Annotated in this window: 23 protein-coding genes; 7 read left to right on the top strand and 16 right to left on the bottom strand. The window is 73.3% G+C overall.

What is annotated here, in order from left to right; genetic code table 11:
- Positions 1-128: 128 nt before the first annotated feature.
- Positions 129-1,181: a hypothetical protein gene (locus ACFYW3_RS04380; RefSeq protein ID WP_389385493.1), complete on the bottom strand. Its 1,053-nt coding sequence runs from the start codon at positions 1,179-1,181 to the stop codon at positions 129-131.
- A gap of 278 nt (positions 1,182-1,459) precedes the next feature.
- On the opposite strand from ACFYW3_RS04380, the gene ACFYW3_RS04375 reads away from it, so the two are divergent.
- On the top strand, positions 1,460-2,272 hold the full coding sequence (locus ACFYW3_RS04375) for a glutamate ABC transporter substrate-binding protein (protein ID WP_351762502.1): 813 nt from the start codon (positions 1,460-1,462) through the stop codon (positions 2,270-2,272).
- Between the two features lie 124 nt (positions 2,273-2,396).
- On the opposite strand, the gene ACFYW3_RS04370 is transcribed toward ACFYW3_RS04375, so the two are convergent.
- On the bottom strand, positions 2,397-2,963 hold the full coding sequence (locus ACFYW3_RS04370; protein WP_389385492.1) for a DJ-1/PfpI family protein: 567 nt from the start codon (positions 2,961-2,963) through the stop codon (positions 2,397-2,399).
- 204 nt (positions 2,964-3,167) lie between these two features.
- Between ACFYW3_RS04370 and ACFYW3_RS04365 the strand changes: the two genes are divergently transcribed.
- Both ACFYW3_RS04365 and ACFYW3_RS04360 read left to right on the top strand, forming a co-directional pair.
- Positions 3,168-3,995 (top strand): endonuclease I family protein, encoded by an 828-nt coding sequence (locus tag ACFYW3_RS04365; protein WP_389385491.1) that lies wholly within the window; start codon positions 3,168-3,170, stop codon positions 3,993-3,995.
- A gap of 115 nt (positions 3,996-4,110) precedes the next feature.
- The gene (locus tag ACFYW3_RS04360) at positions 4,111-4,455 is read left to right on the top strand and encodes a DUF3040 domain-containing protein (RefSeq protein ID WP_351762494.1); all 345 of its coding nucleotides are present in this window, start codon (positions 4,111-4,113) and stop codon (positions 4,453-4,455) included.
- Between the two features lie 308 nt (positions 4,456-4,763).
- Here the strand turns inward: ACFYW3_RS04360 and ACFYW3_RS04355 are convergent, their stop codons facing one another.
- From ACFYW3_RS04355 to ACFYW3_RS04345, 3 genes are all read right to left on the bottom strand, one after another.
- A complete protein-coding gene (locus ACFYW3_RS04355) occupies positions 4,764-6,401 on the bottom strand; it encodes a glycoside hydrolase family 20 protein (RefSeq protein ID WP_389385490.1) in 1,638 nt (545 codons plus the stop codon).
- A 61-nt stretch (positions 6,402-6,462) separates the two neighbouring features.
- Positions 6,463-6,909 (bottom strand): heme-binding protein, encoded by a 447-nt coding sequence (locus tag ACFYW3_RS04350; RefSeq protein ID WP_389385489.1) that lies wholly within the window; start codon positions 6,907-6,909, stop codon positions 6,463-6,465.
- A gap of 72 nt (positions 6,910-6,981) precedes the next feature.
- Positions 6,982-8,196, bottom strand: a complete 1,215-nt coding sequence (locus ACFYW3_RS04345; RefSeq protein WP_389385488.1) for an MFS transporter — start codon at positions 8,194-8,196, stop codon at positions 6,982-6,984.
- A gap of 163 nt (positions 8,197-8,359) precedes the next feature.
- Between ACFYW3_RS04345 and ACFYW3_RS04340 the strand changes: the two genes are divergently transcribed.
- Positions 8,360-8,821, top strand: a complete 462-nt coding sequence (locus ACFYW3_RS04340; protein WP_267829014.1) for a MarR family winged helix-turn-helix transcriptional regulator — start codon at positions 8,360-8,362, stop codon at positions 8,819-8,821.
- A 168-nt stretch (positions 8,822-8,989) separates the two neighbouring features.
- Here ACFYW3_RS04340 and ACFYW3_RS04335 read toward each other — a convergent pair whose 3' ends face one another.
- The 6 genes from ACFYW3_RS04335 to ACFYW3_RS04310 form a co-directional block, all read right to left on the bottom strand.
- Positions 8,990-9,523 carry a hypothetical protein gene (locus ACFYW3_RS04335; protein ID WP_351763304.1) on the bottom strand — a complete coding sequence of 178 codons (534 nt, stop codon included), beginning with the start codon at positions 9,521-9,523 and terminating at the stop codon, positions 8,990-8,992.
- On the bottom strand, positions 9,520-10,176 hold the full coding sequence (locus tag ACFYW3_RS04330) for an RNA polymerase sigma factor (protein ID WP_389385487.1): 657 nt from the start codon (positions 10,174-10,176) through the stop codon (positions 9,520-9,522). Before ACFYW3_RS04330 ends, ACFYW3_RS04335 begins: the two co-directional genes overlap by 4 nt.
- Positions 10,177-10,184: 8 nt before the next feature.
- The gene (locus ACFYW3_RS04325; RefSeq protein ID WP_351763300.1) at positions 10,185-10,667 is read right to left on the bottom strand and encodes an LPXTG cell wall anchor domain-containing protein; all 483 of its coding nucleotides are present in this window, start codon (positions 10,665-10,667) and stop codon (positions 10,185-10,187) included.
- 157 nt (positions 10,668-10,824) lie between these two features.
- The gene (locus ACFYW3_RS04320) at positions 10,825-11,739 is read right to left on the bottom strand and encodes a nitroreductase/quinone reductase family protein (RefSeq protein ID WP_389385486.1); all 915 of its coding nucleotides are present in this window, start codon (positions 11,737-11,739) and stop codon (positions 10,825-10,827) included.
- A 423-nt stretch (positions 11,740-12,162) separates the two neighbouring features.
- Entirely contained in the window at positions 12,163-12,534 is a 372-nt protein-coding gene (locus ACFYW3_RS04315) for a YbjQ family protein (protein WP_267826701.1), read from the bottom strand.
- Positions 12,535-12,581: 47 nt separating this feature from the next.
- On the bottom strand, positions 12,582-12,932 hold the full coding sequence (locus tag ACFYW3_RS04310) for a hypothetical protein (protein WP_389385485.1): 351 nt from the start codon (positions 12,930-12,932) through the stop codon (positions 12,582-12,584).
- Positions 12,933-13,327: 395 nt separating this feature from the next.
- On the opposite strand from ACFYW3_RS04310, the gene ACFYW3_RS04305 reads away from it, so the two are divergent.
- Positions 13,328-13,813 (top strand): hypothetical protein, encoded by a 486-nt coding sequence (locus ACFYW3_RS04305; protein WP_351763292.1) that lies wholly within the window; start codon positions 13,328-13,330, stop codon positions 13,811-13,813.
- Positions 13,814-13,898: 85 nt separating this feature from the next.
- Here the strand turns inward: ACFYW3_RS04305 and ACFYW3_RS04300 are convergent, their stop codons facing one another.
- From ACFYW3_RS04300 to ACFYW3_RS04290, 3 genes are all read right to left on the bottom strand, one after another.
- On the bottom strand, positions 13,899-14,258 hold the full coding sequence (locus ACFYW3_RS04300; RefSeq protein ID WP_351763290.1) for an NTP pyrophosphohydrolase: 360 nt from the start codon (positions 14,256-14,258) through the stop codon (positions 13,899-13,901).
- A 15-nt stretch (positions 14,259-14,273) separates the two neighbouring features.
- Complete coding sequence (locus ACFYW3_RS04295) at positions 14,274-16,649, bottom strand: AAA family ATPase (RefSeq protein ID WP_389385484.1); 2,376 nt, start codon at positions 16,647-16,649, stop codon at positions 14,274-14,276.
- 120 nt (positions 16,650-16,769) lie between these two features.
- The gene (locus tag ACFYW3_RS04290; protein WP_389385483.1) at positions 16,770-17,201 is read right to left on the bottom strand and encodes a VOC family protein; all 432 of its coding nucleotides are present in this window, start codon (positions 17,199-17,201) and stop codon (positions 16,770-16,772) included.
- 152 nt (positions 17,202-17,353) lie between these two features.
- On the opposite strand from ACFYW3_RS04290, the gene ACFYW3_RS04285 reads away from it, so the two are divergent.
- Positions 17,354-18,103, top strand: a complete 750-nt coding sequence (locus ACFYW3_RS04285; RefSeq protein WP_389385482.1) for a YoaK family protein — start codon at positions 17,354-17,356, stop codon at positions 18,101-18,103.
- Between the two features lie 34 nt (positions 18,104-18,137).
- Here ACFYW3_RS04285 and ACFYW3_RS04280 read toward each other — a convergent pair whose 3' ends face one another.
- Positions 18,138-19,097 carry a tellurite resistance/C4-dicarboxylate transporter family protein gene (locus ACFYW3_RS04280; protein WP_389385481.1) on the bottom strand — a complete coding sequence of 320 codons (960 nt, stop codon included), beginning with the start codon at positions 19,095-19,097 and terminating at the stop codon, positions 18,138-18,140.
- A 186-nt stretch (positions 19,098-19,283) separates the two neighbouring features.
- On the opposite strand from ACFYW3_RS04280, the gene ACFYW3_RS04275 reads away from it, so the two are divergent.
- Positions 19,284-19,958, top strand: coding sequence for a hypothetical protein (locus tag ACFYW3_RS04275; protein ID WP_389385480.1), 675 nt, complete (start codon positions 19,284-19,286; stop codon positions 19,956-19,958).
- 78 nt (positions 19,959-20,036) lie between these two features.
- On the opposite strand, the gene ACFYW3_RS04270 is transcribed toward ACFYW3_RS04275, so the two are convergent.
- A complete protein-coding gene (locus ACFYW3_RS04270; RefSeq protein WP_389385479.1) occupies positions 20,037-20,663 on the bottom strand; it encodes an alpha-ketoglutarate-dependent dioxygenase AlkB in 627 nt (208 codons plus the stop codon).
- Positions 20,664-20,842: the final 179 nt, after the last annotated feature.

The raw sequence follows: 20,842 nt of genomic DNA, 5'->3' as shown, positions 1-20,842 counted from the left end.
CCCTGCGGCCCCCCCCCCCCCCCCCCCCGCGGCGCCGCGCACCCGTCCCCCCCCCCGGGGGCCCCCCCCCCCGGGCCGGGGGGGGGGGGGGGGGGGCCCGCCCCCCCCCCCCCGCCTCTCGCGGCTCGCTACCAGTCCCCGTCCCGGACGGGCTTGCCCGGGCGGGGGGCGTTGCCGAGCGAATGGGTCTGGGACTGGGTCGGGGCGACCCACGGGGTGTGGTCGTCTCCGAGCCAGTCGCCGACCGGCTTGACCGCACCGAGGGTGTCGGTGGCGGGCAGGTCGGTGCCGCCCTCGTCGTAGTGGTCGAACCACGGCAGCCCGGCCCGGGTGTACGCGGCCCGGTCGACCGGCGAGGGCGGGGCGGGCTCGCCGGTGATGCGCCGCCACTCGGGCGGGGTCACCAGGTGGACGAAGACGCGTGCGGCCGGCTCCTCGGCCCAGTCCGACAGGGGCCGCGTGTCCTCGTACACCTCCTGGCGCATGGAACCGCCCACCCCCAGGCCCATCGCGGGAGCCGCCTGCGCCGGGGCCGCGGCGCGGGCGGCCATGGGCGCGCTCCCCGGGGCCGCCGGCGCGCCGGGGGCGGCCCCGTACCCGCCGAACGAGGACGGCATCGGCGGCGGGACGAGCCGGGCCCGCTCCTGCTCCCGCCAGCGCAGCAACGGCTCGGGGTCGAGCGGGAACGCCTGGAGCTGCACGCCGCCCGCGGTCTCCTCGCCGGTGACCTGTCCCTCGACCGTGGCGCCGAGGCCGAGCGGAACGGCGACGAACTGTCGCACCGTCCCCTTGCCCGAGTTGATCCCGTCCAGCCACGGCTGGCGCGGGAGCACGACGTAGTTCTGCGGGCGGCGCGCGAGCCGTCCCGTCCACCGTTCGCCCGAGACGGCGCAGACCTTGCCGACGCCGACCTGGAGCGCCGCGGGCTCCCGGGTCCCCGCGAAGCTCAGCCACATCGCCTCGCGCAGGTGGACCGGCAGCATCACCCCGCCCTTGGCGAGCCACTCGGCCGGGACCGTGTCCGGGTGGTCCTCGACCCGTCGCAGCGGGAACTCCCCGAGTCCCGGGGGGAGCCCGTGCGTACCCGACTCCGGGAGGCGCAGGGTTCGGATGAACCTGATCTGCGCGCCGTCGCCGAGCTGCAGCGCGTTCCCGTTGATCCGTACCGAACCGTTCGCCACGCCGTTCCCCCTTGTCCGGCTACGCCCCGGAACGACCGGTAAATCTTTGGCCGAACCGGATTGTTACCCTCAAGTTTTCCTCAGATGTAGTGACGGTGTGCCCGTCGCCTTCCTAGCTTCCTCATACACGTGCGCGACGACCCCGCGGTTCCGCGCGTGCCCGGACCCTCACCGGCTCCGCTCCCCGCGCCACCACCCCGTACCGACCCGGTACTCCGCATGACACCGTTCACCCCCCCGTTCCCGCGTGATCCGCGTTCCCGAGGAAAGAGTGCAGCATGAAGGTTCCCAAGGTCGGTGCGGTCGCCGCAGTGATCGCCCTCGCCGTCACCACCTCCGGGTGTGGCGGTGACGACCCCAAGGAGCCCATCGGCATCGGGATCAAGTTCGACCAGCCCGGGATCGGGATGCGCGAGCCCGACGGAACCTTCACCGGTTTCGACGTCGACGTCGCCACGTACATAGCGAAGGAGCTCGGCTACAAGCCGAGCGAGATCGAGTTCAAGCAGGTCTTCAGCTCCGACCGGGAGCTGTTGATCCAGTACAACGAGGTCCAGTTCGTCGCCGCGAGCTACTCGATCAGCGACAAGCGCAAGCAGAAGGTCGACTTCGCCGGCCCGTACTTCATCGCGCACCAGGACCTGATGGTCCGGGCCGACGACAACAGCATCACCAAGGCCGAGGACCTCAACTCCAAGAAGCTCTGTTCGGTCACCGGCTCGACCTCCGCCGAGAACGTCAAGAAGAACCTCGCCCCGAAGGCGAGCCTGCTGGAGCTCGGCAGCTACTCGGAGTGCGTCGTCGCCCTCCTGGCGCGCGAGGCCGACGCCATGACCACCGACAACTCCATCCTGGCCGGCTACGGGGCCCGGAAGGAGTACGCGGGCAAGTTCAAGCTGATCGGGTTGAACCTCAGCAACGAGAACTACGGCATCGGCATCAAGAAGGGCAACGCCGACCTCCAGCGCAAGATCAACAGCGCGCTGACGAAGATGGTCTCGGACGGCTCCTGGGACGCGGCCGTGAAGAAGAACTTCGGCCCCGCGAACTACAAGAGCGAGCCCGCCCCGCGGGTCACCTCCGGCAACTGACGATCGTCGGCGCCCGGGGCGAACCCCGGGGCCGACGGGCGGCCGGCCGCACACGGCCGATCAGGCACCGCCGGCCCGAGCCGCCCCCGGCGGACCGGGAACCGAGGGCCGGCGACCGCGGGCGTCAGACCAGCGGGGCCTTGCCGCGCAGCACGGTCAGGAACTCCCTCATCCAGGCCGAGTGGTCCGGCCAGGCGCGGGCCGACACGAGGGTGCCGTCCACCACCGCCTCGGAGTCCTCGAAGTGCGCCCCCGCGGCCTTCATGTCGAGTTCCAGGGCCGGGTACGCGGTGACCCGGCGGCCCTCCAGGGTGCCGGCGGCGGCGGTGATCAGGGGGCCGTGGCAGATCTGCGCGATCGGCTTGTCCGCGTCGGCGAAGGCGGCCAGGATCCGTCGCACCTCGGGGTCGTTGCGCAGGTACTCGGGCGCCCGCCCGCCCGGGACGACGACGGCCTCGTAGTCCTCCGTCACCACGTCGGCGAAGGCGATGTCGGCGGGCCAGGTGTAGCCGGGCTTCTCGGTGTAGGTGTCGAACCCGTCCTCGAAGTCGTGCACCACGAAACGGAGTTTCTTGACCGCCGGGGCCGCGATGTGGACCTCGTAGCCCTCCTCGCGCAGGCGCTGGTAGGGGTAGAGGACCTCCAGCGACTCCGCGGCGTCGCCGGTGACGATGAGGATCTTCGTTGGCATGGGCTGCTCCCGGTGGGGATTTCGCACGGTTCGGGCCCTCGCTACCGTGCCCTCGCCCCACCGCGGACAAACACAAGATCCGCACGCCGGACACATGCTTTTTACCTGTTGGGCGCATGACAATGTCAGCCTCGCTCTGCCACCTGACACCCCGCCAACCGCCTTGGCGGGGACGGTGCGTGATGGAGAGGCATCCCCCACGTCATGAGAATCTCCCGATTCGCCCCCTGTGCGGCCGGCCTCGCGGCCGCCTCGCTGGTCCTCATACCGGCCACCGCCTCGGCCGGCTCGCAGCGGACGGCGGCCCCCCACGCCGACGCGCCCGCCGCGGCCGGCGCCGACGCGGCCTACGACGACTACTACGCCCCGGCGCAGGGCAAGACCGGCGCCGCGCTGAAGACGGCGCTCCACGGCATCATCAAGACCCAGACCAAGGTGTCGTACGACGGCGTGTGGAACGCCCTGAAGGTCACCGACCAGGACCCCGCCAACCCGAACAACGTCATCCTCGTCTACTCGGGCCGCTCGCAGTCCAAGACCTCCAACGGGGGCGGCGCCAACGACTGGAACCGCGAGCACGTCTGGGCCAAGAGCCACGGCGACTTCGGCACCGCGACCGGCCCCGGCACGGACCTGCACCACCTGCGTCCCGAGGACGTGACGGTCAACAGCACCCGCGGCAACAAGGACTTCGACAAGGGCGGCAGCCCGGTCTCCGAGGCCTCCGGCAGCTTCACGGACTCCGACTCCTTCGAGCCGCGCGACGCGGTCAAGGGCGACGTGGCCCGGATGCTGCTCTACATGGCCGTGCGCTACGACGGCGAGGACGGCTTCGCGAACCTCGAGCTCAACGACACGGTCAACAACGGCTCCGCCCCGTCGATGGGCCGGATCAGCGTGCTGAAGCAGTGGAGCCGGCAGGACCCGCCGGACTCCTTCGAGCAGCGCCGCAACCAGGTCATCTTCGACACGTACCAGCACAACCGGAACCCGTTCATCGACCACCCGGAGTGGGTCGACTCCATCTGGTGACCGACCCCCGGCAACCATGACGCCCTCCGGCGGTTGACGCGCGTCAGGCCGGGTATTCGCAGCGCACAGGCTGCGTTCCGCGCCCGACGGCGGCAGCCGACGGAGGTACGTCGTCATGAGTGGAGCCGGACTTTCCGATCACGAACAGCGCGCCCTCTCCGAGATCGAGGCCCAACTCAAGGGTGATCGGTCACTGAACCGTCGACTGCGCTCCGCGAGCCTGAGGCAGCGGATCGTGGCGGCCTGCGGGCTGGGCGCGCTGACCGTGGCCCTCCTCGTCGCGGCCGCCATCACCGTGGCGCAGCCGCTGATCTGGTCCTTCGCGGCGGCCTGGATCCTCACCGTGGTCATGTCGCTGCCGCTGATCGGCCAATGGGCCCGGCGGCGCTGGCAACTGCGCGACCGCACGCCCCGCCGTGAGCCCCAGGACCCGCAGAGCCGCCCGGGCCCGGTTCACTGACCGTCGGGTTCACTGGCTGCCGGGTTCACTGGCTGCCGGGTCGGTGACGACGCGGGCGTGGCCGAGCCGCGTGTCCGAAGGCGCTGTCGCACAGACCGAGGTTGAGCGAGCCGGCGATGGCCGCGTCCTGCTTCTCGCGGCTGCGGCCGAGGGCCCGGTGGGAGTCCCCGGACAGCCGGCGGTGGATCAGCGCGGCGTCGAGGCGGGCCGGGTCGGTGGACCTCTCGAAGCCGCTCGCGAGGGCCTGGTCCGTGGTTCGTCGTTCATGGACCGATCCGATCGACGCGGACCGGTGTCGGCCAAGGACTTCAGCGCAGCCCGTCGGCGAGCGAGCGGAACGTGGCCCAGTCGAGGCTCGGGGTCCGGGAGTCCCAGAGCTTCTGCGACACGGCGGCCAGCGGGAGCCGGATGCCCTCGGCCACCTGTGCCTGGGTCTGGGCCCCGGCCAGGTCGGCCCAGACGGCGAGCCGGCCGCCGAGGATCTGGTCGTCGTACGAGGCGGGGACGGGCGTCGTGCCGCGCAGGACCAGCGGGGTCCACTGCTCGTAGATCCGCTTGCCGGTCGGGTAGGCGAAGTCGTTCGGCTGGCCCAGGACGTAGTAGAGGTACTCGTCGTTGAGGTTGACGACCTTGCGGCCCTCGCGGAGGTAGGCGAGGGGAGGCCGGGCGCCGAGCTCCTTGCCCGTCCAGTACTCGACCTGGAGGTCCTTGGCGGCGGGGACCACTCCCCCGGCGAAGAAGCCGTCGTTCCAGGCCTTGAGCGTCTTGCCCGAGGGGCGGACGACGGCGGCCCGGTCGTTGAGCCAGCCGGCGGCCAGGTCCTGTACCCGCGCGGACGGCCCGTACCGCTGTCGGGCGGCGGCGGCGAGCTGCGGGAAGGAGGCCTGCGGGTCCTTGACCACCAGGGCCTGGTACTCGTCGGCGCCCAGGTGCCAGGCGCCGCCGGGGAAGAGCGGGATGTACTCGCGCAGGAGCTCGTCCACGAGCTTCGCCGACGCCGGGTTCGATATGTCCACGGCGCCCTTGACCGGGCGCCCCCGCACGTCGCGCAGTTGGAGGTCCGGGTGGGCGCGCAGTACGGCGCCGAGGTGTCCGGGCGAGTCGATCTCGGGGACGACGGTGATGTGCAGGCGGGCGGCGAGCGCGGTGATCCGGCGTACGTCCGCCTTCGTGAGGTGCGGGGTGGAGACGATCTCCGGATGGGAGGTGGACTCGATCCGGAAAGCCTGGTCGTCGGAGAAGTGCAGACCGAGCTGGTTGAGCTTGAGGTCGCCCATCTCGCGCAGCCGGTCCTCGATCCAGTCGGGGGTGAAGTTCTTGCGCGCGATGTCGAGGTTGAGGCCGCGCTGCGGCTTGGCGGGGGCGTCGCGCACCGTGCCCTCGGGGGCCTTGCCGGCCGTGCGTATCTCCTGTTTGAGGGTGCGCGTGCCGTAGAAGACGCCGGCCTCGTCGGGCCCGGTGATGCGTACGCGGCCGTCCCCGACGGTGAGGGTGTAGGACTCGGGCGCTCCGGAGTTCTTCGCGCCCAGCGCGAGTTCCACGTCGCCGGGGCGCGGGGCGGCCGTCTGCGCGAAGCCCATCCTGAGTTCGCCGGCGAGCAGCCGGCCCTCGTCGGACAGGGCCGCCGCGTCGGCCGGCCGTACGACGACCCGGGCGGCCGGCGCGGGCTTCCAGCCGGGGCCGCGGGCCGGCGCGTGTTCCCGTACGGCGGGGACCGTGCGGGGGGCCGTGGACAGCGGGTACGACGGCTCGGGGCTCGGTTCGGGGGTGGGCGGCGCCGACGGGGGCGGCGCACCGGGCGTGGTGCCGGTGGCCGGCGGGGTCTGCGCACCGCCGGCACTGTCCGCGCCGGCCGAGCATCCGGGCAGGACCAGGGAGACCACGGCGGCGACCGTTGCCGTCGCGATGGCCCGACCTCTCCTGTGCCTCGTCGATTGCCGCATCATGCGCTCGTGTCCCCCGTACCCAACCTGGCACGGGGGACACGGGCTCGCGACCCGGGAGGGCTCAGACCAGCGCGGCGAGGGTCTCCAGCGCGGCGGCGGCGAAGCCGTGGTCCTGCTCGGGGGCCCCGCCGCCGACGCCGATGGCGCCGATCAGCCGGCCGTCACGGTGGACCGGGAGGCCTCCCGCGATGAACAGCAGCGGCCGGTCCAGTGCGGTCGGCAGGGTGTGGAACGGGGCGCCGGGCAGGACGGCCTCGACGAGGTCGGCGGTCGGGGCGTTCAGCTGGAGGGCGGTGTACGCCTTGCGGGTGCTGGTCTCGCCGGAGATCAGGACGGCCCGGTCGTCGCGGCGGAAGGCGAGCGGGTGGCCGCCCGCGTCGAGGACGGTGACGCTGACGGTGACCCCGGCCTCCTCGGCCGCGGCGCGGGCGGCGCCGAGCAGCAGTTCGGCGTCCTCGGTGGTCAGCGGGGCGACGGCGGTACGGCTGGCGGTGGTGGTGCCGGACATGGGGGTGCTCCTGGGGTGTGGGGAATCGGTCGGTCGAACGGGGGCGAACGGGGTCTGACGGGGGAAGCGGGTTCAGTGGTGTGCGGCGACGGCCGTCTCGGGAGTCGCGGTGGCGACGACCCGGCTGCCGGCCGCGCGGGCGTTCGTACGGCGCTCCAGTGCGCCGGAGACGACGGCGAGGACGAGCGCGGAGGCGGCGAGGGCGGCGCCGACCCAGTTCGGGGCGGTCCAGCCGAGGCCGGCGGCGAGGACGAGCCCGCCGAGCCAGGCGGCGAGGGCGTTGCCGAGGTTGAAGGCGCCGATGTTGACGGCGGAGGCCAGGGTGGGGGCGCCGGCGGCCTGGTCGAGGACGCGCTTTTGCAGCGGGGGCACGGTGGCGAAGCCGAGGGCGCCGATCAAGGCGATGGTGACGGCGGCGCCGAACCTGTGGTGGGCGGTGACGGTGAACACGGCCAGGACCACGGCGAGCGCGCCCAGGGACACGTAGAGCATCGGCATGAGGGCCCGGTCGGCGAACTTTCCGCCGATGAGGTTGCCCGCGACCATGCCGAGGCCGAAGAGGACGAGCAGCCAGGTCACGGAGGTGTCGGCGAATCCGGCGACGTTGGTCATCATCGGGGTGATGTAGGTGATGGCGGCGAAGACCCCGCCGAAGCCGAGCACGGTCATGGCCATCGCCAGGAGTACTTGGACGTTGCGGAAGGCTGCCAGCTCGTGGCGGATCCGGACGCCCTCGGGGCGGGGCAGTTCGGGGACCAGTTTGGCGATGCCGAGCAGACCGAGCACGCCGAGGCCGGCGACGATCAGGAAGGTGAAGCGCCAGCCGAGGGTCTGGCCGACGAGGGTGCCGAGCGGTACGCCGACCACGTTGGCGACGGTGAGGCCGGTGAACATCATGGCGATGGCGCCGGCCTTCTTCTGCGGGGCGACCAGTCCGGCGGCGACCACCGAGCCGATCCCGAAGAAGGCGCCGTGGGCGAGGGAGGCGACGACGCGGCCGGCGAGCATGACGCCGAAGGCCGGGGCGAGGGCGGAGATGACGTTGCCGACGACGAACAGGCCCATGAGCAGCATCAGCATGCGCTTGCGGGGGATGCGGGTGCCGAGGATGGTCATCAGCGGGGCGCCGAGGACGACACCGAGCGCGTAGCCGGTGACCAGGAAGCCCGCGGTGGGGATCGAGACGCCGTAGTCGCCGGCGACCTCGGGGAGCAGGCCCATGATCACGAATTCGGTGGTGCCGATCCCGAAGGCGCCGATGGCGAGTGCCAGGAGTGCGAGAGGCATGAGGGGGTGCCCTTCAGGGGGGAGGTTGCCTGTACTGCCGCTTCACTTGCTGTCGCGGCTTACGTGCGTCCACATTAATTGCAGACGCGGGATATTTGCAAGCGCGGGCTATTGCGGCCGTGGCCTATCCTGGGGGAACCCGCTTCGAGCAAGGAGCCCGCCCATGACCGCCACGGACAGCGCACTCACCGCCCTCTCCCAGGGCTGGTGCGCCCTCTCCCTCCTCCACGGCCGGATCGAGGCCCACATCGAACGCGCCCTCCAGGCGGGCCACGAGCTGAGCGTGCGGGAGTACTCCCTGCTGGACGTGCTCAGCCGCCAGCACAGCGGCCCGGGCGGACACCTGCGGATGCACCAGGTGGCCGACTCGGTGGTGCTCAGCCAGAGCGCCACGACCCGACTGGTCAGCCGGCTGGAGGACCGCGGACTGCTCAACCGCTACATCTGCGACACCGACCGCCGGGGCATCTACACCGACGTGAGCGAGGCCGGCCTGAGCCTGCTGACGGCGGCCCGACCGACGAACGACACCGCCCTGCGCGAGGCCCTCGACGAGGCCGCGCGGAACCCGGAACTGGCCCCGCTGGTCGCGGCGGTGGAGAACATCCGCACGGTCTCCGCGTAACGCCCGGCACCGAACGACGAGACCCGGGAGAGAAGGCATGGGCCTTCTCTCCCGGGTCTCGTGTCGTTCAGGGCCCCCGTGCCGGCACGGGCCGAAGGAGCCGGCCTGGGCCGTCTCTTCCGGATCTTGCCTGACCCGCGCCGCCCGGCAAGATCCGAAAGAGCCGGCCTAGCCCCGGCTCGGCGTCGGCGAGGACGAGGGGGCGGACGAGGGCTGGGCGGACCGGGACGGGGACGGCGGGGGCGCCGAGGCCGAACGCGACGGGGGCCTCGGGGAGACCGTCGGGCTGCTCGGTGTGGCCCTGGGTGCTCCCGAGCGGGTCGCGCCGGGGGCCGGAGGCCGCGACACGGGGGGCTCCGCGCTGCCGCCGGTCGGACCGGGCGTCCGGGGCGGGGTGGGGCCGGGCGACCGCTGCGACGGGGACGGGGTGAACTCGGGCGGCGCGGCCGGCGGGACCGGGCGCGGCGGGGCGGTGTCGGGGGTGAGCAGGACGTACGCGGTCACCGCCGCGGCGGCGGCCGCCAGGCCGGCGACGGACCAGGACAGCCGGCGCAGCCACAGCGCGGTCGGCGCGAGTCGTCGCAGGTGGGGGCCGGGAGGGGCGGCGGGGCGCAGTGCCACGACGGTCACCTCGTCCGCCCGCGCGGCCAGGGCCTGCCGCAGCCGCCGCTCGACCTGGCGTTCGTCGGCGTCGTACGTCATACCCGTCCCTCCAGAATCCGTTCCAACGCGTCCAGGGCGCGGCTCGCGTTCGATTTCACTGCGCCTCGGCTGATCCCGAGGGTGTCGGCGATCTCCGCCTCGCTGAGGTCCTCCCAGTAGCGCAGCACCAGGACCTGCCGCCGACGTGGGGTCAGCCGCCCGAGCGCGGCCAGTACCTCGCGGTGCGACTCGTCGAGGACGACGGCGGCCTCGGCGGACGGCATGTCGGCCGTCACGGGCGGGTTCCAGGCGCGGGCGGTGCGTCGTCGGCGAAGGACGGAGCGGGAGGTGTTCACGACGGCGGTGCGCAGGTAGCCGAGCGCGTTGTCCACCTCCTTGATCTCCTCCCCGTGCCGCCGGTAGAGGGCGGTGAAGGCGTCCTGCACCACGTCCTCGGCGGTGGCCAGGTCGTCGACGAGGAGCACCGCGAGGCGGACCATGCGCAGCCGGTGCGCGTGGTAGAGCTCACTGACGGTGGGCGGGGTCGGGGCGTCGCCGTACCCGGTGGTCTCCCGGGCGTTCGTGTACGCGTACCCGCGCCCGGGCGCCGCGGGGGCGGGTCGGTCGCGGCGGAGCAACAACGCCCACAGGCCCCGCCACGCCCGGCCGAAGCCGGGCGTGAGGGGGCCGACGGTTGGTGCGAGGTGGAGCACGGGGGTCCTCAGTTGGCGGCGCGGCGCCGTACGGCGTACAGGGCGCCGGCTCCGGCGGCCATGAGGCCGACGGCCCCGGCGCCCAGCGCCACGTTGGTCGAAGAAGAGCCAGTATGCGCGAGTTCAGCCCCGTCGGACGAGGGCGAGGAACTCGGGGCGGCCGGGGCGGCGCTCGGCGTGGCGGTGGGCGGGGTCCCGCCCGGGCTGGTCGGGCGGGGGCTCGGCTTGGCGCTCGTCGAAACGGAGGGCGTGGCGCCCGGGACGGACGGGGTCGCGGTCGGGGGGGTGCTGGGCCTGGGGGTGGGCCGGGCACTCGTCGGGGCGGACGGCGAGGCGGACGGTATCGCGCTGACGGCGGGCGCCGGGGCGGCGCTCGACCCGCCCTGCGCGGCGAAGGCCGGGCCGCCCAGGGCGACGGCCACCCCGGCGGCGACCGCGGTGACGGTCGCCGCCCGGCGGGCGGACAGGGTGACGCGCTTCAGGTTCTTCACGGTGGTACTCCACGGTCGTGCGGTCGGGACGAGGACGCGGAACCACGCCCTTCACCCCCGCACGACGCGCGACCTCCCCGGAGGTTGCCGCCGTTTCCGAAAAACTTTTCCGCGTGTGCCGTGAGGTGTCCGCGTCCGCCGGTTCCGGGGCCCGCCGTCAGGCTCCGCCGGGCGGTCCGGGCGGCCAGGGGACGTCGGCCAACAGCGGGAGCAGCACCTCCTCTTCGTGGTCGAGGTGCGCGTTCAGCGCGTCCGACATCCGTCGCAGCTCGCGGCGGAAGCGCTCCGGTTCGGCGACGGCGAGATCGCCCAACAGGGCGACCAGCGCGCCTTGGAGACGTGCGACCGCACGGTGCTCCTCGCGGAGCCGGTCGAACACGTCGGACAGGCCGGGGTGGTGGACGGCCATCCCCGGGAACAGGTGCGCGTCCTCGGTGGTGTGGTGGAACTCCAGGGACTGACAGAAGGCCAGGCACCGCTGCCGGATCTGGAGCCCGAGCGACGGGGGCAACGGGTCCCCGGGGCCCGAGTGCGCGGCCCGTGCGGCGAAGTGGGCCTCGACCTCGGCGCCGACGTGCCGGAGCTGCGCCCGTAGCCAGGTGTGCGTCTCCAGCAGTTTGTCGGCCAGGGTCGCCACCTCGCGCGGCGCCTCCCAGCCGTCGGGTTCGGCCCGCCGCAGTTCCACGACGGGCAGGATCCGGGTGGTGCGGGCCTGGTAGTCGGCGTACCCGGGGGATCTGCTCTCCACGTACGCGAACAGTTCCGCGCGCCGGGGTTCCTCGGCGGGGACGGCGAGGGCCTCGAAGCCCTCGGTCCCGAGTTCCACCCGTACCACGGGGTGGGCGAGCAGGTTGTGGTACCAGTCGGGGTGGCGGGGGCCGCCCAGGTCGGAGGCGACGAGCAGCAGGGCGTCGTCGTGGCGGACGTATCCGAGCGGGGTGGTCCGCTCGGTCCCGGTCCGGGCGCCGGTGGTGGTCAGCAGCAGCAGGTCCGCCCCTTCGAAGGGGCCGCCGACCTTGCCGTGGTGGGCGCGGAACTCCTCGATGACGGATCGGTTGAACGGTGTGGGCATGCGGATGTCTGTCTCCGGAACGTGGTGGGGGCGCGCACGGGCGGCGCGGGAGGTGCGTGGCGGCGCGTGCGGCGTGAAGTGGGTGGCGGGAGGCCACGTGGCGCGGATCGCGAGGCGGGACGCGAGGGAAGAACGAACGCCTCGGGCTGCTCGGCGTCAGATGCGGAGCGCGGAGTGCGAACTCATGGAGTGTCCCCTGAGTGAAGGGTGTTCGCCCGACCGCCGGCCGGCCCACTGCTCTTGGCCGGCGTCACGCGACACCGGTCCTCATTACACGCACGCGGCGCGCGTCTGTCAACGCCGAGGATCGTTCCCGGAGATGCCCGGTGATGCCTTGTGATGGCCGGTGATGGCCCGGGCGGGATGTTCGGGCCACGCTCACCGGGGTCGGCGCGGTGCCTCTGCCGGGAGCGCGGCGCCGGTTCAGCCGGCGGGTACCAGGACGACGGCCGTGCCGTACGCGCACACCTCGGTGCCGACGTCGGCGGCCTCGGTCACGTCGAACCGCATCATCAGGACGGCGTTGCCGCCCCGTGCCTTCGCCTGTTCGATGAGCCGCTCCATCGCTTGGTTCCGGGTCTCTACCAGGGTCTTGGTCAGCCCCTTGAGCTCGCCGCCGATCATGGACTTAAGGCCCGCGCCGATCTGGCTGCCCAGGTGGCGGGAGCGCACGGTGAGGCCGAAGACCTCGCCGATGACCCGCTCCACCCGGTAGCCGGGGACGTCGTTGGTCGTCACCACCATGACACCGGTCTGCTCGGCGCCGGGGCCGCCGCCGTAGTCTTCGATTCCCATGCGTCCCACTCTGGATCCGCGGGCCGTGCCGCGCATCCTGGCGGCCGTCAGGCGGGCCAGAGCGTCCACCGGTCGCCCAGCAGCCGGAACCTGCCCGAGGCGACCTCGCAGAAGGACAGGCCCTCCCCCGTGAACGTGCCGTTCGCGGGCTCGAAGGCGTACCTCTTCGACACGCCCTGGTAGGGGGTCGTGCGCACCGTGGGCAGCGGGTCGCCCCGGCCGATCCGCGGCCGCCCCAGGCCCTCGGCGCACCGGGCCGGCAGGTGGACCGCGTCGTAGGCCTCGGCCGCGTACAGGGGTGCGGCGGCGTTGCCGTGGCGGGTGCGGTAGGCCGCGGTGAAGGCGCGGGCCCGGGCCGACGACGCGGTGGCGGCGTCGAGCACGGTGGAGACGATCAACCATCCCTCGGCGCTCGGCCCCGCCTCGGTCAGGAAGTGTCCCGGCCGCCGCTCTCGCCCTCGCCCGCCCACGCCGCATGACGCCCCCGCCCCCTCGCCGGACCACCGTGTGGGTTCACCGTTTCGATCCCGGGCCGCGACCACCCTGAGTACGGTCACTCAACCCACCGAGCAGCAGGCGAAGTTGACTCCCGGGCCGTGGCGCAGTGCGGGCCGCACGGCCGGCGGGCACCCCGACGCGGCCCGGACGACACATTGGGCATTTCGGGCGAAACGGCGGTGCGCCGCCGGTGCCATGGGGCGCCGCGTGGTCATAGTCGTCCCTGGCAACCGCCAGGTTGCCGCCCGGCCCGCCCGTCGCGGTCGGGCGGATGTCTTTGCAGAGGAGCCGGCTCATGCTGAAGCCCACCAGGACCATCCTCGCTCTCGCCACCGGAGGCCTGGTGCTCGGCCTGGTCGGCGCGGGCACCGCCATCGCCGACGAGGGCCCGATGGACGACATGTCGGGACACGAGAAGGTCATCCTCGACGGTCACGACGACTACGACGACGGTGACTACGACCGGCCGCGCCACGCCTGGGGCAAGGTCGTCTCGCGCGGCCCGCTGAAGGTCCGCAGCAAGCCGAGCACCCGCGCGTACGTCCTGGGCAAGGTCCAGCCGCACCAGAAGCTCGCCCTGGAGTGCAAGACCCGCGGCGAGCGGGTCGACGGAAACAACATCTGGTACCTGCTGGCCGACCGGGACCGCGAGAACGTCAACGACGGCATGAACGGGGACGAGGACCGCACGGAGCGCATGAACCACAAGGACCGCAAGGACCGCTGGGTCTCCGCCCGCTACGTCGACAACTTCTCCCCCGTGAAGTGGTGCCGCAACTGATCGGTGACGTCCGCGTCCTGACGGCCGAGGGTCCGGCCCCCGCTCACGGGGGCCGGACCCTCGGCCGTCGTACGGGCGCTCGTGGTCAGTCCGCCGGGCGCACGCTCCGCGGTCCCGCGCAGCGCGCGCCGTACGCCTCGACGCGCGAGCGCAGTTCCCGGTCGGCCGTGACCACGACGCACTCGCGCCCGGTGTGGGCCGCGACGAGTTCCACGATCCGATCGTCGCCGCTCCCGGGCGCGGAGTCCACGCGCACCCCGGGCACGGACTCGACGCCCCGGGCGGCGCCTTCGACGACCAGGACGATCTCCTCGCCGGCGTCCCGTTCCGCAAGCCGGTCCCGCAGCCGCTCGGCGGCGGCCCGACGGTCGCGCCACCAGCCGTCGGGGACGGACCCGACGACGTTCGCGCCGTCGACGATCAACACGGTGCCGGTCGCGTTCACGGTGGCCGCCCTCCGTCAGAAGTCGCCGTAGTTGACCTGCCAGGTGGGCAGGCCCATCCGGCGCCAGACCGCGACCACCCGGTCCCGGTCGTCGAGCGAGACGCGCACCGCGTAGCGGTGGCGCACGTGCGCGTCGAACAGCTCGGCCTTGACGACGTCGTCGCGTCGGGTGTCGCCGGCCGCGCGCATCCACAGCTCGTCGTACGGCACCTGATGGCGCCTCAGCCAGGACTCCGTCTGCGGGCGGTGTTCCTCGCCGCGTCCGGACAGCAGCACGACGACGTCCCCGTGGGCCCGCCGGAAGGCGTCGAGCGCGCCCCGCACGGACTCGTTGAGCCGGTCGAGTTCGCAGCGCGTGAAGTCGTACGGCCCCCGATCGCCGATCAGGGCGAGCGTCCCGTCTATGTCGCACATCACCGCGGAGGGCAGCGCCGGGTCGGCCACGTACGGCTCGACGGCCGGCTGGTCGTTGAGCCACTCGGCGGTGAGCTTCCAGCCGCCCTTGCGGGACTTGGCGTGCTTGTCGGCCAGGATCCGGATGATCTCCTCGCCGACCTGCCGCTCGCGGGCGGCGTCCCGACGCAGGCACTCCTCCAGCGGCACGTCGGTGAAGTCGTGCACGACGAAGGTGGCGCGGCCCCCGACGGCGGCCTTGAGGCGTTTGGGGATGTTCGGGGTGAGGTGGGTGTTGTCCACGACCACGTCGAAGCCGCCCTCGACCGCCGCGCGCAGCGCCGCGTCCTGGATCTCCAGGACCGTCTGCTCGTGCTTGTACGAGTGGCCGCGCCCGTGATCGTGTCCGTCGAGCATGCCCCGGAGGTCGTCCAGGTTGACGCGTCGCATCCGGCCCCCGGATTCCGCCTGCAGGGCGCGCGCGGCGGTGGTCTTGCCGGAGGCGGGCAGGCCCGTCATGACGTGGACCACGGGCAGGGGACGCACGGGCGGCGCGTCGGCCGCCGGGGGTTCGCTCGCCGCGGGGCCGGGCTCGACGGCCGACGGCACGCCGGCCGACGGTCGCGGTACCGAGGGCCCGGCGCCGGAGGGCCCGGCGGACGAAGACGCGGTCGCCGACGACGCGGTGACCGTACGCCCGGTGACCGGGGTGACAGGGGCGACCGGCTTGCCCTCCGTGGCCGACCTGGCCTGTGCGGGTACGGTGCGCGCGCCGTCGCCGGGCCGGGGTGCGCTCTCCTCGTCCGTCAGGAAGGGGACGGACGCATCGGGTCGGAGGGAACGCCAGGTGAGCAGCTCGGTCGACTTCCCGTCGAGCCGCAGGAACATGGTGGAGCGCAGGATGCCGGCGGGCAGTTGCTTCGCGGCGCGCGCGAAGGCACCCCGGTCGGCGGCCAGGTGGGCGAGGCTCGCGAAGGCCTCGTCGATGGTGCGCTCGCGCTCCGCGGCGGCCTCCTCCAACCGGTCGATGACCTTGCGGACCCAGGCGTCGAACTCGTCCGGGACCTGCGCCAACAGCGCGTCGAGCGGCTTCCCGCCCCAGGCCCGAAGGTCGGCGACGGTGCACTGAAGGCCTTGGGCCAGCTCCTTCGTGGACAGGCCGGCGAAGCGCTGCACGCCGTGGCTGCGCCAGATGTCCCGCTCGTTGACGCCGGTGAGCACCCTGTGCAGGCGCACGTACTCGGCGATCTTGGCCTTGGCCCGGACGCCCGAAGCGAAGCGCAGCACGTACCCCTCGGCGTCGGTGCCGGTGGACGTGCCGCCCCCGAGCAGGGTGTTGGCCTCGGTCAGTGCGACGAGTTCGGCGAGGGGCATGGCGGGCCACACCTTGACGACGTCGCCGACGGCCCTCCAGTGCGCGGCGGCCTCGGAGAGGGGCACCTCGGTGCCGTCCGCGCCGTACGCGGCGAGGAGCACGAGGTCGCGGCGCTCGCCGTAGTCGACGACGATCCGGTTCTGCGGGTACAGGATCTCGGCGAGGTAGGTCACGCCCGGTACGAGCGCCGAGGTGTCCAGGCCGTCGAGCCGGCGCTGCGCCCAGGTCGCCTGGACACTGATGAAGGAACCCTTGGAGGCGACCCGCCAGCGGTCGGCGTAGTGGAAGACCACAGCGAGGCTGCCGTCGACCTTGTCGTAGACCTCGAACGGCTCGTCGGGCAGCGCGGGGGCGTACGGTTGGCCGGACTCGTGCTCGCCGACGTTGAAGAACTTCGGCAGCGGCAGGGCGACGATCCGCCCGGTGGTGTCGTCGGCGACGAGACCGCGGCAACGCCTGGTGACCTGGTTCCAGATCTGCTCGTACTGCGCGGTGCGCGTGTACGTGTAGATGGACAGCGGCAGTTCGGGGTGCGACTTGCGGGTCACGTACCCGGCGTCGATGGCCGCCGCGAGATCCTGGGCGGGCAGCAGTGCGTGAAGAGTCAGGTGATCCTGGCTCATGGGGTTCCTCCCGGTTCGAGATGCCGCATTCTCTCGTGCGGGAGACCTGCGCCGATAGTCAATTATGGCCGGATACCCGGGCTGATCAGGGATTCCTCGGTGGCGTGCGGGTTCCGCGGGCTATCGCGAGATGCAGAGCTCGTTGCCCTGCGGGTCGGTGAGGGTGGTCCAGACGCTCGGCCCCTGGCGGCCTTCGTGGAGGCGCTTGGCGCCCTTGGCGACGAGACGCTCGACCACGGCCTCGTGGTCGGGTCCGGTGCGCACGTCCAGGTGGACGCGGTTCTTGACGGTCTTGGCCTCGGGTACGCGCTGGAAGAGGATCCGGGGCGCGACCTCCAACCCGTCCGGGTGGCGGATCCCGGCCCCCGCCTTCCAGACGAGGACGCCGCGGTGGGTGGTGGTGTCGTCGTCGGTCGCGTGTCCCGCCTCGATCATGCTGCGGATGAACGCCTCGTCGCTGGGCTCCACTTCCCATCCGAGGGCGTCGGCCCACCAGTCGGCGAGCGGGTGCGGGTCGATGGAGTCGATGGTCACCTGAAACGTGTAGGCCATGCCGGGACCCTACTGAGTGGCGCGCCGGCGCGCCACAGGAACGTGGTCCGCGTCGTTTCGCCCGGGTCGCCCCGGCGATCGGTACCGTTTCCGGCACGTTCGGGCTTCGTCCGCCGGACGTCATCGGCCACTGCGCCTCATGGGGGCATCGGATGGGATCCGACCACGCGGGGAACGACCGGGGCGGGATCCTGCGGGCGCTCGCGGACCGACTGTTCCCGCCGGCCGGGGGCGGAGGCGGCGGAGCCGCCCGGCCGCACGGGCTGCTGCCGCCCCTGCTCGTCGTACTGACCTTCGTGAGCGGTCTGGTGGACGCCGTGAGCTACCTCGGCCTCGACCACGTGTTCGTCGCCAACATGACGGGGAACGTGGCCCTGCTCGGATTCGCCCTGGCCGGGGACCGGGAGTTGTCCGGCGCGGCGTCGATCCTGGCCCTCGCCGCTTTCCTGCTGGGGGCGTGGGCCGCCGGACGGTTGCGCCGGTCCGGGGCCGGGGGCGGGAAGGGACTGTTCGGTCCGCTGGTGGCGGTACAGGCGGTACTGGTGGCGGGGGCGCTCGCCGTGTCGGTGACCGGCGGCGGGCAACTTCTCCTGGTCGGACTGCTCGCGCTCGGCATGGGGCTGCAGAACGCCGTCGTCCACCGGCTGTCCGTCCCGGACCTCACCACCACCGTGGTCACCCGCACGCTGACCGGGCTGGCGGTCGACCCCTGGGGCCCGCCGTCGGTACGGAGGGTGGTCTCGGTGGTGGCCTTGCTCTGCGGGGCGCTGTGCGGCGGGCTGCTGACCTTGAACCACGGCTCGCGGTGGGCGCTGCTGGCGGCGCTCGTCCTGTTGGCGTGGGTGGCCGCGCTGGGCCTGCGCGGCGCCGGCCCCGGTCCGGAGCAGCCCGCCGGACCGTAGCCGCGTACCGGTCGGACCGGCCCGTACGTCGTCCTCAGGGCGCGCCGGCGGTGCGCCGGTCCAGGGCGAACGCCACACAGGTCAGCACGCAGGCGGCCACGGCGATCCACAGCAGCACCTCGCCCACCGGGCGCAGCCAGGCCACGCCCGTCGGATCGGCGGCCGACAGGCAGGCGGTGGCCGTCATCCCGAGAGGGAAGACCGTGGACCAGCGCCGGATGTCGTAGCGGGGGCGCGGGCGGCGCAGCTCGGCGGTGAGCAGGACGACGTACCAGGCCAGTGAGAGGCCGAGGGCGACGAGGGTGGCCGTGCGCAGCGCCGTGTGCGCAGCGCCCGTCCAGATCGGCGCGGCCGTGAGCTTGGCACCCGCGAGGGCGGTGATGGACAGCGCCCCGCCCGCCACCCAGTGGTCCCCCGCGCCGCCGCTCACCTCGTGGAGGTCGAAGCGGGCCAGGGCCAGGCCGTACAGGAGCACGCCCAGGCAGAAGCAGGCGAGTCCCGCCCGGCCGAGCCAGTCCCGGTGGAGGGTGACGCACAGCATCGCCGCGAGGACGGCCAGGCCCTGGGTGGCCACGCAGACCAGGAAGACGGCTCCCGGCATCCGCCGCTTCCAGTGCCGCAGGACGTGGTACAGCAGCAACGGCCAGAGCGCGGCGGCGAGGACGAGCAGGGCGGCGGCCACGGCCTCCCGGCCGGACTGGGCGAGCCGGGCGCCGAGCACGGTGGTGGCGGCGACGGCCGTCAGGGCGGACGGGGTGTAGGCCTCGGACCGGAGGCGGCGGCGGTCGGCGATCAGGCGGAGGCCGAAGTCGGCTGCCAGTACGAGCCACAGCGCCCCGGCGACGGCGAGCGCGGCCAGCGACAGGACGTCGTGGCCGATCAGTTCCAGGCCGATGGAGAGGATCCCGGCGGCCATGACGGCGGAGCCGGCGGCGGGCGGGAGTCCGGTCCACCAGCGGTCCGCGCGCACGAGGCGTCCCGGGAGGAGGCTCACCCCTCCAGCGGACACCCGTCGGCGGCGGCCCGCCAGCCCACGTCCGCCCGCGGGCCGGGTGGTGGGGGCGCTCGTGCCGGGAGGCGGGGCCGCCGGCGCGTCCTCGACCGGGGAATGCGCCGGAGTGCCGTACCCGGGGGCGGGCGGGCTGCCAGTCTGGGGGGACCACAACCTTGGGGGCCGTCCATGGAACGTGAGGAACGCCGGCGGGCACAGCACTCCGGACACGAGGTTCGGCCTTCCGCGTCGACGGGTGGGCACGGGTCGTACGCACCGCCCCCGCGGCGTCGGGGGATCCGGACCCCGACGTTCGCCCCGCACGACGAGGAGCGGCGGCGGCAGGAGTTCCTCACCGGGACGGTGCCGGCGGCGGGCGCCTGCGTGATCCTCCCGGTGGGCGTCGCACCGGACGCGGACGTGTTGCCCTCGTTGTTCGTCATCACCGTCCACGAGGACGAACGGACCTACGGACCGGCGCCCGAGCTGCGCGAGGCGTTCGCGCTGCTCGACGCGCGGGGCGCGGTGGAGACGAGCCGGGGGCTGGACGTCGACTGCGCGTGGTCCGGCTTCGGCGGGGTCAGACCCGTGGTCAAGCTGCGGCTGGACTTCCGGGTTCCGCGGACGGCGCCGCTCAGGTCGTCGGTGTCGATCGTGGTGCCGGCCGATCCGTACGCCGAGGTCTGGCACCACGTCCTCGATGGTGGCCTGCTCGGCGTCAGCACGAAGGCGCGGCTGGACCGGGTCACGAGCCTGCCCCGTTCGTCGTTCGCCGCCGGACTGGAGGCCTGTCTCCTGCTCGGCACGGGGCCCTCGCCGGTGTTGGAGCGGCTGATCACGACGTACGAGTGGCCGCGCGACTGAGCCGGACGGGCGGGCGGGCGAGCCGGACGGGCAAGCGGGCGGGCGGGCGGGGGCCCTGCGGGTCGGCGGGCCCGGGCGTCACATGACGCCGCGGGTACGGAACTGGACGCTGACGCGGGGGCCGACGGCGCGGGCCGACTTGGGCACCGCGTGCTCCATGGTGCGCTGGCAGGAGCCGCCCATGACCACCAGGTCTCCGTGCCCCAGCGGCAGCCGCAGCAGGGTCGGGCCGCCGTCGCGCGGGCGCAACACCAGGTCGCGGGGGTCTCCCACGGAGACGATGGCGACCATGGTGTCCTCGGTCGCGGAGCGGCCGGTCCGGTCGCCGTGCCAGGCGACGCTGTCCTTGCCGTCCCGGTAGAGACACAGCCCGGCCGTCACGAACGGTTCCCCCAGTTCGGGGGCGTAGTGGCCGGTCAGTGCCGTGCGGGCGTCGGTGAGCGCGGGGTGCGGGAGTGCCTCGCCGACCCCGTAGAAGGCGAGCAGTCGGGGCACGTCCACGTCCCGTTCGTACATTCGGCGCCGCTCCGCCCGCCAGGGGACATCGGCCGCCAGACGCTCGAACAGCGCGTCGGAACCGGACAGCCAGCCGGGCGCGTGATCGACCCAGGCGCCGGCCCCCAGCTCCGTGCGGCGCACTCCCGTGAGCGGGCCGAGCCGGATGTCGTCGGCCTGGTCGAAGAGGGAGCCCTGGAGCGCGTGCATGGTTCCCAGCCTACCCCGATAACCGAACACGTGCTCGAATGGCACGTCGGGATCGCCCGCGCCCGTTCCGTGGACGGGGCGCGGGCCGGTCGGGGCCGGCGCCGTGCGCCGTGCGCCGTGCGCCGTGCGCCGTGCGCCGTGCGCCGACAAGCGTGGAACCTGCGACCCCGCGCCGGCGC

Source organism: Streptomyces sp. NPDC002602 (assembly GCF_042889445.1).
Classification (GTDB): Bacteria; Actinomycetota; Actinomycetes; order Streptomycetales; family Streptomycetaceae; genus Streptomyces.
This window is presented reverse-complemented; position numbering and strand designations above follow the sequence as displayed.